The sequence below is a fragment of the Curvivirga aplysinae genome, assembly GCF_009711445.1.
Lineage (GTDB): Bacteria > Pseudomonadota > Alphaproteobacteria > UBA8366 > Aestuariispiraceae > Curvivirga > Curvivirga aplysinae.
Genome location: NZ_SMMC01000120.1, coordinates 1 through 13,208, shown reverse-complemented (window position 1 = coordinate 13,208; position 13,208 = coordinate 1). Strand labels below are relative to the sequence as shown.

The following is a 13,208-nucleotide window of genomic DNA, read 5'->3' as shown; positions in this document are numbered from 1 at the left end:
AAAGTGAAAGTAATCGAACATTTCATCCAAAACCTCACTTTTCTGAAAAAAAGGAAAATCCCTCAGATGCAAATGAGGGCAGCCAGAATCCCCACTCTGACTGCCCTACAAACGCATCTGTAACCTAAAAGTTCAGCTCAACCTATTCTGCAAAACCAGTTTATTGCTTCACCTTATCCATTTTTGGATCAAATAAAGGTGCCAGATGCAGCGAAGCTTTTACTCTATTGGTCGCAACTTCTAGCTCATACTCGCCAGATTTAATGTAATCAGCGTCAACACCATCTTTATTACGTACATATCCGAAACCTATCGGCTTGTTCAACGTATACCCAAAGCCAGCACTGCTGAGCCAGCCGACACGCTCCCCATTGCGATAAATCGTTTCACGCCCCAAAAGGATAATATCTGGATCATCAACGGTGAAAGTCGCCATCCGCTTTTGCACACCTTCGGCTTTTTGTTTTTCAATCGCTTTACGTCCCTTAAAGTCGATATCCGTTTTTAATTTCGCCGCAAATCCCATACCTGCTTCAATCGGGGTATGGTCGGGTCCAATATCCGAACTCCAAGCGCGATAGCCTTTTTCAAGACGGCAGGATTCAATTGCGCGATAACCTGCATTTTGAATACCCAGATCCTGACCAGCTTCCATAATTGCATCATAGACAGTTGCGGCATATTCACATGGCATATGTAACTCCCAGCCAAGCTCGCCAACATAGGTCAATCGGAAGGCAAGAACAGGAGCGCCCGCCAAACCGATTTCCTTTGCAGTCCCGAAGGCAAATCCTTCGTGGCTGATGTCATCTTTCGTTAATTTTTCAAGTACCTTACGGGCGTTTGGACCCATGATGGATAGCACAGCCTTGGAAGATGTAATATCAATCAAATGTGCATTTAAACCTACAGGAATATTTGAACTGATCCAATGGAAGTCATGGGTGGCGTAACCAGTTCCCGTTACAATATAATATTCATCGCGTTTGGTACGTGCCACCGTCAAATCACATTCAATACCGCCTTGATCGTTTAACATTTGTGTATAAATCAATGACCCTACCGGACCACTTACGTCATTAGCACAAATCCAATTCAAAGCCTTTTCTGCATCTGGTCCAACCATCAAGAATTTTGCGAAAGAAGATTGGTCAAACACGGAGACATTTTCACGGGTGTTTTGATGTTCCCTGCCAACTTTCTCAAACCAGTTTTGGCGACCATAAGAATATTCATCTTTGGCTTCTTGACCATTCTCAATATCTGCAAACCAGTTTGGGCGCTCCCAACCCAGCTTTTCACCGAAACATGCACCTTGGTTTAGCAATCGATCATATAGCGGAGATTTTCGTCCACCACGACCCGTAGAATGCTCTTCATGCGGCCAGGCAATTGTATAATGCTTGCCATAAGCTTCCAATGTGCGGGTCCGCACCCAATTATCATCAAAATGACGCGATCCAAAACGGCGAATATCAACTGGCCATACATCAAATGGCGGCTCCCCCTTGGCAACCCATTCTGCCAAGACCATCCCAGCGCCACCACCAGATGCGATACCAAAGGCATTAAAGCCTGCACCGACAAAGAAGTTTTTCAATTCTGGCGCTTCACCCAAAATGAAATTGCCGTCCGGCGTAAAACTTTCAGGGCCATTGACCAATTCTTTAATCCCTGCCGTTTCAAGCGCAGGCACACGCCCTAAAGATAATTCCATCAATTGTTCAAAATGATCAAAGTTGGAATCCAACAAGGTAAAATGGAAACCTTTGGGGATGCCATCCATTGCCCATGGAATTGGATTAGGCTCATACCCACCCATTACCAGACCACCAACTTCTTCTTTATAATAGGTCAATCGATCTGGATCACGCAAAGTTGGAAGGTTGGATTCCACGCCTGCAATCTGTTCTGTCACCATATATTGATGTTCTACCGGGACCAACGGTACATTCACGCCAACAGATTTTGCAAAGTTACGTGTCCATTGCCCCGCACAACAGATAACTTTTTCACATTCAATAAAACCTTTATCTGTTTGCACACCTTTGATCACATCATCTTCCATCTCAATAGAATGAACTTTTGTATCTTCCATGATCGTTGCACCATTCATGCGCGCACCTTTTGCCAAGGCTTGCGTAATATCAGATGGATTTGCCTGCCCATCAGTTGGCAGGAAGGCCGCCCCAACCACATCGCCAATATCCATTAACGGCCAAAGATCTTGTGCTTCTTGAGGCGTCAACAACTGCATATCCAAACCAAAGGAATGCGCCGTTGTTGCCTGACGCTTTACCTCTGTCCAACGCTCTTCATTACAAGCCAGACGCAAGCCGCCATTCATTTTCCAGCCCGTGCCTAGGCCCGTCTCTTCTTCAAGGCGATTATAAAGATCGACTGAATAGCCTAGTAATTCCGTAATATTAGCACTAGATCGCAATTGCCCGACAAGCCCAGCCGCATGGAAAGTTGTGCCGGATGTCAGTTTCTTGCGCTCTAACAATACTGTATCCGTCCAACCAAGCTTGGCGAGATGATACGCAACGGAACAGCCGATAATTCCACCGCCAATAATAACCGCTTTGGCTGATTTTGGTAATTCAGACATTTAAAGTTTCTTTCTATATTTGATTAAATTCGGTGAGTGCAGCCTTGAAGCTCGCGAGGTTTTCCTCGGTATATGCTGCAAAATCAAAATCGATCTCTGAATGAAGCTCAGATACCATACTCCACATAGTTTCCCGTAATAGGGAGGCACATTTCATGGCGCTATATTGACGCCATAATTCGTCAGTTACTTGCCTGTCGAAATACGCTTCTAACATCCATTTTTCCTGAACATCAGACAGGCTGTTATTTGACGCCAAGCCACCCAAATCAAACAACGGGCTGTTAAAACCTGCATAATCCCAATCAAGTAGCCAGATACGTGATCCATCATCCAATAAGTTAGCAGGTAATAAGTCATTATGTCCGAAAACCACCTCAATAGACCCGACAGCAGTCTCCAATTGGTCGGCGGATTTCTGTAAATCTGCGAGTGTATTGAGATGGTTACTGTTACCGGCTTTTAAGGTCGCCGCATAATCTCTAACAATATGAAAAACCCAGAAGACTAGCGCAGGTCCCCTTACATATTTTGGCATATCGTAATGGCATTTTTGCAAAAGTGGCAGAATGCGCTCCAAATTTGTTTGCATCTGAACATCTGAAGCATCAAAGGTTTTACCCTCAATAAATCTAATAACTAATGCACCTTCAGTATGAAAGACGACCTCCGGGGATAATCCGGCTTCATACGCTGCCTTACTCGCAGCCAGTTCATTGAAACGCATAACTTGGTGCAAGGGGATATCGTTGCCAACGCGGACAACAAATTTCTCACCGCCATCTTCAACAACATAATTCACATTGGTAATGCCGCCGCTCAGCGGTTGTGGATCCACCTCCCCACGCCAGCACGTCAATCCCTGAACAAATTTTTTGCTATCTTTCATCCCTGCCTCGGACATTCTTATTTTCATTTCTTGATTTAAATTGTCGTCTAAAAACCCGCACCATGTCAACAAAAAACAACATAAAATGAATAATTAATGACATTTATTGTTGATTTAATGATTATATATGTTGATATAAACATTCGATCTGATCATATACAAAGCAATGAAGAGCAATCCAAATGACTTTTAAGCCACTGAAAAACACATATTTTCGACGCCGCATTTATCTAATGCGTCATGGTGACGTGTCTTATTTTGATAAAAACAACAAACCTGTAGACGAACCTAATAAAGTTCAATTAACAAAACTCGGACGCAAACAAGCACAAGATATAGGTAGCTTATTGTCCGGCACTAAAATTGATAGAGCCATCTGTTCCGGTTTGATACGCACAGAACAGACTGCTCAACTCGTATTAGGTGACCGTAAAATATCCATCGAAGCAGAGTCATGCTTTATGGAAATCCAACCCAAAGGTTTTGATCAAATACCCATTGATCGACGCGAAGATGAACTCGCTTATGCATTCGAAAATGCCTATTTACCCGGCGCATCTTATGGAGCAGGCGAAACATTTGTAGAATTCGCAACACGTGTAACAAACAAGTTTTATGAAATCGTAAGGCAAACCGATTGGTCACAACTCCTTATCGTCGCCCATGACGGAGTGAATAGACTACTCTTATCTTTGATTGCCTCAAACTGTCGTGCGACCGCTGAAACTGCCCTATTTTCCATGGGTGGCTATGATCAAGATACATGCTGCCTCAATATTCTGGATATTGATGTGAAAGATAATGAGATTAATCTTTCAAGGATTAAAACCCTGAATTATACGCCAGATAATCCATTAAAAACTGACAATCATTTTTCGAGTATGGAAAAAGTTTTTAATCCTTATGTCACATCGAATGTAAAGTTCGGCCCGTAAAAAAGGAGGCTAAAAAAGCCTCCCTTCTCTAGTCATTGTTTTCAGACTTCCATTCCTGAATGAGCGCTAGCATTTCTGCATGCACCTTCGGATCACCACAAGCCAGCACATCCCCCTCAGAATCCATCGTCAATCGATTACCATCCCAATCTGTGATCATACCGCCTGCACCTTCAACAACTGGCACCAAAGCGCAAAAATCATATGGTTGTAGATTGCGCTCAATCATAACATCAATTTTGCCAGCTGCCACCTTTACATAAGGATAACAGTCATACCCAAAGCGCGCCAAACGTGCCTTTTTCTGAATCTTTTCAAATAGCCCTGGCGCACCTTCAAACATTTTATCCGCTTCACCGATAAAACAGAGAGCTTCCGAAAGGCCTGAACATGCACGCACCTTCAGCATTTCCCCATGGTGATTGCTAGCACCGTTCCCAACAGCACCGATAAATGTCTCACCAAGAGCAGGCATATGCACTACACTCGACAGTGGTAAATTGTTATGAACCACACTGATTAACATACCAAAAAGCGGAATACCTGTGATAAAAGACTTCGTTCCATCAATCGGATCCAGCACCCAGATATACTCCGCATCCATATTCTGCTTGCCATGCTCCTCACCAAATATGCCATGATCCGGAAAAGCCTCGCCGATAATGTTACGCAACACGGTCTCTGTTTCACGATCCGCAATCGTTACAGGTGATTCATCTCCTTTATAATCAACATCCACCGCTTCGTTAAAGTAAGCTAAACTCGTTTTTGCTGCCTCAGTTGCTGCTTTTTGCGCAACATCCAAGATTGCTTCGACAGAAGAATTTGAAGAAATCAAAGTCATTTCATCCCTGTATATAATATTATGTTTGTATTTTCACTTAATGATGACGCTGTCTAAGCTTCTTTGCCCCAGCGTTGATCAAACGATCTGCAATAATAGCAATAAAAGCAATAGACAAGCCTGCAATTAAACCACGCCCTGTATCTGCCTTGGTCAAAGCGATATATACTTCCTGACCAAGGTCACGCGTACCAACAAGTGCCGTAATTACCAACATAGAGATTGCCAACATCACTGTCTGGTTCATCCCAAGCAAAATTTCCGGCACAGCAATTGGTAATTTTACTTTCCACAAAAGTTGACGTTTCGTACATCCAGATACGATACCAGCTTCAATCAAAGATGGATCAATTTGACGCAAGCCATGAATGGTATAACGCACCGCTGGTGCCAAAGCATAAAGAACCACAGCAATCATCGCAGCGAAATCACCAACACGGAATAACATCACAACCGGAATCAAGTAAACAAAACTTGGTAAGGTCTGCAACGTATCAATAGCGCCTTGTATGATACGATTAGCTGTTGGTTTTTCTGCTGCTAGAATACCAAGTGGCACACCGATTAATCCCGCAATCACCACAGAAATACTGCACAAATAAACCGTGATCATTGCTTTTTGCCATTGACCTGTAACCACAATAAACAGGCTTAATACAACGCATAGTAATGATAAGCGCCATCCGCCTAATTGCCAACCGATCAACGCTAACATGACGCATACCCACGGCCATGGAAGACCAAGTAAAAACCGTTTTACTGGGATCATAAATGTCGTCAGTAATGCTGTTTTCAATGCTTCAAATTGATCATAGAAATTTACATTTAGATATTTCACCGATGCTTCCCAGAAACTGGCCGTCGTGACTTCCCAGCTTTCAGGATAAATCTGAAAAGCGTCAACCACATAACCACCTATCCCAAAGAACAGAATTGCAGCACCCGAAATCAATGACCATTGATGGCGTTTAAGAAATGGTTTCTGAGCATGATGGTGGACCAGAGCCATATCATTCTGCTCTGCAAAGGCCTGACTTAATCGATCAAGCGCAATTGCCAGCACAACGATAGCTACGCCAGCCTCCAGACCACCACCAATATCTAATCGACGCAAAGAAGTCAGGACATCATATCCCAAACCACCGGCCCCAATCATAGACGCAATAATCACCATATTTAACGAAAGCATAATCACCTGGTTCACACCAACCATTAAACCGGGTGCTGCACTTGGTACCAATACTTTCCACATTAATTGCCGACGGGTACATCCCGCCATATAGCCAAAATCAACAATCTCACTTGGCACATTTTTCAAGGCCATGATTGTTATGCGCACCATCGGTGGCATGGCATAGATCACGGTTGCAATCATTGCTGCGACGGGCCCAAATCCAAATAAAAACAAGATGGGTACCAGATAGGCAAAGATTGGCATCGTTTGCATCAAATCAAGAAGAGGCGAAATTGCCTTTTCAAATTTTGGCCAACGATACCCACAAGTTCCGATCAACACACCACCGATCACGCCCATAGGCACCGCAATCACGATGGAAGACAACGTGATCATAGAACTTTCCCATTGACCGAAAACAGCCAGATATAGGAAACATAACATGGCAAATATCGCCAAGCTCATCTTGGCGGGTGTGAGTTTCATTGCCCGCGCAAAATGCCCTATTGCAAAGACAATAATGATCACCGCAATCCAACTAATCGGTGGTAATACCTGTACAGCCTCATTACCTAATCCACTGCGAAAACCTGTTGAGAAAATTGCGGTGGCGAAATCAAGCGGCAACTCCAAAAGATAAGCAATACCACGGGTAAATTCCTTGAAAGTAAACAGACCAAAACTGGCTTCTTCCACCAACCATTCCATGCCGTTGGTGATATGACTTTTTAAAGGCAAACGCCAACCAGCGGGATATTTCATAACCCATTTCATGCCTAATATCTTCGACCAGCCCTTGGCATTTGCCGCCAAGATCAAAGAGGCAAAAAATAGCAAAAGCCACATTCCTCTGACGGAGAATATAAAATTCTTAAACTTCTCAGTCACCGGCATATCCTTCACCGGCGACAAGAACACTAATCACCTTATCTCGTGAGAGGCTCCCCACCACTTCGCCATTTGCATCCAAGACAGCAAGTGGCTTATCTGCCGCTTCAACTTTCACGGCCACATCGGCAATTAAATCTTTCACGGAAACATGACCAGCAACATCATTAGCATTTAAAGGCGCCGCCATGACTGAGCCAACAGTCAAAACTTTGGCCTTTGAAACATGACTTGTAAATTCCTCCACATAAGCATCTGCAGGATTTAATACCAATTCTTCAGCCGTTCCAATTTGTACGACACGCCCATCTTTCATAATCGCAATACGATCTGCTAGACGAATTGCTTCGTCGAAATCATGGGTGATAAAGGTAATTGTCTTATGCAGAACATTTTGTAGGCGCAAGAATTCATCTTGCATCTCCCGACGGATCAATGGATCCAAGGCACTAAACGGTTCATCAAGGAACCATAATTCAGGCTCCACCGCCAAACTACGCGCGATACCAACACGTTGTTGTTGGCCGCCTGAAAGCTCACTTGGATAGTAATTTTCACGCCCTTTTAACCCGACTAGCTCAATAACTTGTCTGGCTTGCTTTTCACGTTCAACTTTACTCACACCTTGTACTTCAAGCGGAAAAGCAACATTTCCAAGTACGGTTAAATGCGGCAATAATGCGAAATGCTGGAAAACCATCCCCATTTTATGGCGACGAATTTCGATCATCTCTTCTTCGGTAGCATCCAGTAAATTCTTACCATCAAAGATAATTTCACCCGCTGTGGGCTCAATTAATCTGGATAATAATCTGACTAAGGTGGATTTACCTGATCCTGACAATCCCATAATGACGAAAATTTCGCCTTCATAAATTTCAATATTGGCTTGGCGGACACCGACAACGCAACCTTGCTCCTTCAGGGTTTCATCAAGGTTTTCTGAGTTGGTTTCATTCATAATCTTTTCTGCATTCCCACCAAAAACTTTCCAAATATTTTTGCATGAGAGTTTTACAGATTGGCTGGGCATTTATTTATTCCGATCCGATCAAAACATAAAAAGAAGGAGGAGCATCAAGGACACTCCTCCATTGCAAGGAGTAAAGAGTTTACTTAAGCCACTCTTTCCAGACATCTTTGTTTTCTGTAATCCAGCCTTGAACCACATCATCAATATCTTCGCCGTTTAAATCCGCTTTCACGATCAATGCAGACATTTCGTCATTATTCATGTCGAAACTTTCAATGGCTGAATGTGCGCCCGGCCACTTATCCTTCACGCCAGACCATGCCACCTTCCAAATCGGACCTGTTGGCTTACCACAATCATAAGCCAAATCCGGGTTCACACCAACAGATGGGTCATTATAGCATTCTGCGCTATATTCCGGGAATTGAATCCAATCTCCCTGAAATTTGAATGTGGCCCAATGTGGGGAATACACCCATAACAAAATTGGTGCTTCACGTTGATAGGCAGATTCAAGTTCTGCAAATAAAGCAGCGTCGGTACCTGCATGTACAACTTCATAATCAAGCTCTAGCGCTTCAACTCGTTCATCATCAAATCCACCCCATGTTACGGGTGCGCCAAGATAACGACCATTCGGCAAAGTTTCCGCCGTTCCGAACTCTTCAGCACAATCATTTAAGGCTTCCCAGTTTGGCAAGCCCGGGCAGCGTTCTTCCATATATGATGGATACCACCATTCCTCAATCGCTTGCATACCTGTCGAACCAAGGTTTTCTACCTTGCCGGTTCCAACAGCCTTATCCATAGCTTCACGGCCTGTTGTTTCCCAGATTTCCATTGCCACATGCAAGTCGCCAGACTGAAGACCCGCAAACTGCGCAATATAATCTGCCTGTACATATTCTACGTTAAAGCCACCTTTTTTTAGAACCTCACCCATGATCTTTGTGGTGAGTAACTGGCCAGTCCAATCATGCAATGTCAATTTGATCGGATCAGATGAATTTGCCCATGCCGATGCACTTGCACCTATACACATAGCTAGACCAGCCAAACCAAATGTAGCCTTCCTTATTCCATGTCCCATTTTCATAAGTCACCTTCCTGTTATACGAATTTTTTCGTCTTTATTGTCTTCACGATGAGTTAAACATGAACTCATGTCAACATTATTCAACATTTATAATACAAATTATGTTGTTTTGTATAGCATAAATGTCTTTTTTATGTTTTCATCATTCTTATATGCAAAGAATGCAAAGTAACAAAAAGCGAGTTAAAGCTTGTAAAATTTTCAGTTTTCCTTATGAAAACAACCATTAAAGGATATGTTGGTTTATGTTGATTTGCAGATCAGAATGCGCTTTTCAATTAAATTGGCTTTGATTAAAATAGCGAAAAATAAAGAGATTAAAGATAATGCACGCGACAAAACGAGAAACAGAAATCCTTAACACTGTGCGATTGAAAGGATCCGTCACAACAATGGAACTGGCAGAAATGCTGGGCGTGACTGATCAAACTATTCGTCGGAATGTGATTCCGCTGGTTGAAAGAGGATTAGTTAAGAAAGTGCATGGGGCCATCGTTGCACCAGACCGCCTATTAGAAGCCCCTTTTCATCGTCGCATGCTAGAAAATCAGGATGCCAAACAAAATTTAGCCACTGTCGTGGCCGCAACGATTGCTGATGGTGACTCAATTATGCTAGATGCCGGGTCAACAACTTCTTATGTGGCGCAAGCGCTTGTGGATAAAAAAAATCTAACTGTGATTACCAACTCCGCACAAATTGCAAGTACCCTCGCACCAAACCCAACAAATAAGGTCTACTTCGCTGGATCAGAATTACGTAGTGATGATTCCGCTGCATTTGACGCACAGGCATTAAAGACTTTCAATCAATTTGACGTACAATATGCAATTCTCTCCGCAACTGCTTTACATGCTCAACGAGGCATTATGGTTCAAAAAGCGCATGAAGCAGAACTATCTCGCATGCTTATCAGTCGGGCAAGTCATGTAATCGTCGCTGCGGATAGCACAAAATTCGATCGTAAATCCCTGATTTCTGTCTGCGAGTTTTCCGATATTCAAACTCTGGTCAGCAATGAAGCCCCTATAGGTGAACTGGCTGAGGCACTGGAAACAAATAATGTATTTGTCTCAACACCGAATACTTAAAGTGAGTCATCAAAGCCTTTCAGGACATTAAACACATTTTGTCCAATAGGACCAACATCGTAACCGCCTTCCATTGTAAAGACAGTTGGTAGCGCAAGCGCCTCTATCAATTTCCCCATTGTTAGAAAGTCATCCGTTTTCAACTTAAACTTTGAAATTGGGTCGCCTTCATACGTATCGACGCCTAAAGGTACAACCAACATCTCCGCACCAAACTCTTTCACTTTATCACAAGCAATATGAAACGCATCTTCCCAATCCTTAAAATCAGCACCATCTTTCAGAGGCAAATTTAAATTGCACCCAGCCCCAACGCCTTCGCCCATTTCATCTTCATATCCCAAATAATATGGAAAATTCGTTCTTGGATGTCCATGTATTGAAATAGTTAAAACATCTTCCCGATCATAAAAGATATCCTGCGTACCATTCCCATGATGGAAATCCACATCTAGCACACATACTTTATCATAATCGCGGTCCCGCGCCGCTTGTGCCACAATGGCTGCATTATTCAAATAGCAATATCCGCCATATGTGGCTGCATGCGCATGATGTCCTGGCGGGCGTGTTAAGGCAAAAGCAGACCTATCACCTGCACATACATAATCCAAAGCTGTCAGGGCGGTTTGCGCCCCTTGATAAGCCGCCTTCCATGTTCCATCCACAATGGCGGAATCGCTAGAGAATGCGTAACTTCCTATCTTGGCATTTAAATTTTCATGCGATGAAATATGCTTCAATCCTTTAGCGGGCCATATATAGGGAATAACGTCTCCCTCGTTGCCTGCGGTTTTCCATTCGTCCCAGATATCTCGTAAGAACGTCACATAATGATCTTCATGTACTTGGAAGATAGGGTCTAAACCAAAATCTTTTGGTTCCAGAAATTCAGTTACGCCATTTTCTTTGAATAAACTGATAATTTTTCTAAGACGGGACGGGTTTTCGAAACTCGGCACAAGCTTCCCATGGTGAAATTCTTCTTTCGCGTCATGACAAACCGATGCTTCATTTAAAACAATTTTCATGATGGTAATCCCGTCTTAATCGTTATTTGTAGAAACATCATACAGATATCAACATTTGTCAGAAACATCATATTTGTAGAAATTGTTGAAATATTGACTATTCTACTAACTGAATTAACGAGATCGCCAGAAAGAAGAATATTGACGATCCAGATCACACATTGACTAAAAATTTTGTCACCTTTTCATTGACCTGCGCCCTACTATTTTTTCACCATGCCAGAGTTGTCACCCTAAATTAAACTGAGGAATTAATTAGCCTAGCAGTATGTTAATTATCGCCACGCAAGAGATACCATTCAAGGGTGCCTTAGGATCACCCTAATGTCATTTGCCAGCTAAATTGAGGCACTGATCACTGACCGCCTGTCACCTCATCTGTAAACCCTATAAAAAAAGCCGTTACTTCCACACAAAACCAAAAGGAAGTAACGGCTCTCAGGAAACATCAGGTCTGTTCTGATGTCGAGTTATTTCGGTGCATATGTCGCAACAGCGCCCGATTGCTTGCTCCATTCCGCATACCATGCGCGGAATAGATTAAACTGTTGTTCTGCATAGCCGCGTTGACTATCAGATAGCGCATCTGTTTCATTGAAATGGTGGGTATATTCTTTATCGCCTAACATCACCATCAAATGCTTATAATAAAGAACCAAATCCGCGCCTTCATCAAATGAGGATAACACGGCTAAAGCTTCTTCCAGCTCTTTCGCACGCACGCGGGCATCCGCATCCCCTTTTGCCGCCGCATTGCAAAGGGCTGCCAGATGCAAAACTTCTTTCGGCAATGCGTTACCAATCCCTGTGATTGCGCCTGTTGCACCACAATTCACAATGCCATGGAAGACCGCAGTATCAACCCCAACCATCAACGCCACATTATCATCACCGCTGGTAATATATTCTGCGGCATAACGCATATCATCTTCGCCACCAAATTCTTTAAACCCGATCAGATTTGGGTGTTCGTTACGAAGGTCAAAGAAAAGATCAGCGCGTGTCGCAAACCCATAATATGGACTATTATAAATAACTGCAGGTAAATCCGGTGCCGCAGATAGAATTGCTTTAAAATGCGCCCGTTGTGCCGCTGCAGAAGTTCCACGCGATAACACACGCGGTATAACCATAAGACCGTGTGCGCCGACCTTTTGGGCATGCGCAGCATGCGCAACTGCCATTTTCGTATTAATTGCCCCGGTACCAACGATAACCGGCACGCCCGCTTTTACCAAAGCTTCCACACCTTGCATACGCTGCTCATCTGTTAGTAAAGGCCAATCCCCCATAGAACCACAATAAACAACCGAAGACATACCTGCGGCGATGAGCTCTTTCCCTTTACAAACAAGAGCATCGAAATCTGGATTACGATCTGCATCGCAAGGCGTCATCAAGGCAGGGATACAACCTGAAAAGATATCTGGGCTCATTGGGGTATTCTCCTATCAATAAATCACGAACCAGTCAGAGCGAATATCATAGGCGAATAACGCCACTTCGATCTTGTAATATATCAGTGATATATCAGAAAAAATATTATGTCTAGAAGAATCTTGAAACCATGTTTCGAACTTCAAATTATCTTAGAATTTATATATTTATAATCAAATAGTTATGGATGTTTTACGGATATAAAATAATCGACAGAACAGAATAAAACTCACAACGCC

General features: G+C 43.1%; 10 protein-coding genes. 2 read left to right on the top strand and 8 right to left on the bottom strand.

The window, feature by feature from the left end; genetic code table 11:
- Nucleotides 1-160: 160 nt before the first annotated feature.
- Nucleotides 161-2,611 carry a GcvT family protein gene (locus E1160_RS03460; RefSeq protein ID WP_155153603.1) on the bottom strand — a complete coding sequence of 817 codons (2,451 nt, stop codon included), beginning with the start codon at nt 2,609-2,611 and terminating at the stop codon, nt 161-163.
- A gap of 13 nt (nt 2,612-2,624) precedes the next feature.
- Nucleotides 2,625-3,515: a choline/ethanolamine kinase family protein gene (locus tag E1160_RS03455; RefSeq protein WP_155153602.1), complete on the bottom strand. Its 891-nt coding sequence runs from the start codon at nt 3,513-3,515 to the stop codon at nt 2,625-2,627.
- Between the two features lie 167 nt (nt 3,516-3,682).
- Between E1160_RS03455 and E1160_RS03450 the strand changes: the two genes are divergently transcribed.
- Entirely contained in the window at nt 3,683-4,435 is a 753-nt protein-coding gene (locus E1160_RS03450; protein ID WP_155153601.1) for a histidine phosphatase family protein, read from the top strand.
- A gap of 28 nt (nt 4,436-4,463) precedes the next feature.
- Here E1160_RS03450 and E1160_RS03445 read toward each other — a convergent pair whose 3' ends face one another.
- The 4 genes from E1160_RS03445 to E1160_RS03430 form a co-directional block, all read right to left on the bottom strand.
- On the bottom strand, nt 4,464-5,279 hold the full coding sequence (locus E1160_RS03445; protein ID WP_155153600.1) for an inositol monophosphatase family protein: 816 nt from the start codon (nt 5,277-5,279) through the stop codon (nt 4,464-4,466).
- Between the two features lie 37 nt (nt 5,280-5,316).
- Entirely contained in the window at nt 5,317-7,299 is a 1,983-nt protein-coding gene (locus tag E1160_RS03440) for an ABC transporter permease (RefSeq protein ID WP_235914033.1), read from the bottom strand.
- Nucleotides 7,300-7,333: 34 nt separating this feature from the next.
- Nucleotides 7,334-8,374: a quaternary amine ABC transporter ATP-binding protein gene (locus E1160_RS03435; RefSeq protein ID WP_155153599.1), complete on the bottom strand. Its 1,041-nt coding sequence runs from the start codon at nt 8,372-8,374 to the stop codon at nt 7,334-7,336.
- Between the two features lie 79 nt (nt 8,375-8,453).
- Nucleotides 8,454-9,410, bottom strand: a complete 957-nt coding sequence (locus E1160_RS03430; protein WP_235914032.1) for an ABC transporter substrate-binding protein — start codon at nt 9,408-9,410, stop codon at nt 8,454-8,456.
- Between the two features lie 326 nt (nt 9,411-9,736).
- On the opposite strand from E1160_RS03430, the gene E1160_RS03425 reads away from it, so the two are divergent.
- Nucleotides 9,737-10,501: a DeoR/GlpR family DNA-binding transcription regulator gene (locus E1160_RS03425; RefSeq protein ID WP_155153598.1), complete on the top strand. Its 765-nt coding sequence runs from the start codon at nt 9,737-9,739 to the stop codon at nt 10,499-10,501.
- Here the strand turns inward: E1160_RS03425 and E1160_RS03420 are convergent.
- Together E1160_RS03420 and E1160_RS03415 are read right to left on the bottom strand one after the other, a co-directional pair.
- Entirely contained in the window at nt 10,498-11,532 is a 1,035-nt protein-coding gene (locus E1160_RS03420; protein WP_155153597.1) for a histone deacetylase family protein, read from the bottom strand. The genes E1160_RS03425 and E1160_RS03420 overlap by 4 nt on opposite strands.
- 470 nt (nt 11,533-12,002) lie before the next feature.
- Entirely contained in the window at nt 12,003-12,968 is a 966-nt protein-coding gene (locus E1160_RS03415) for a dihydrodipicolinate synthase family protein (protein ID WP_155153596.1), read from the bottom strand.
- Nucleotides 12,969-13,208 lie beyond the last annotated feature (240 nt).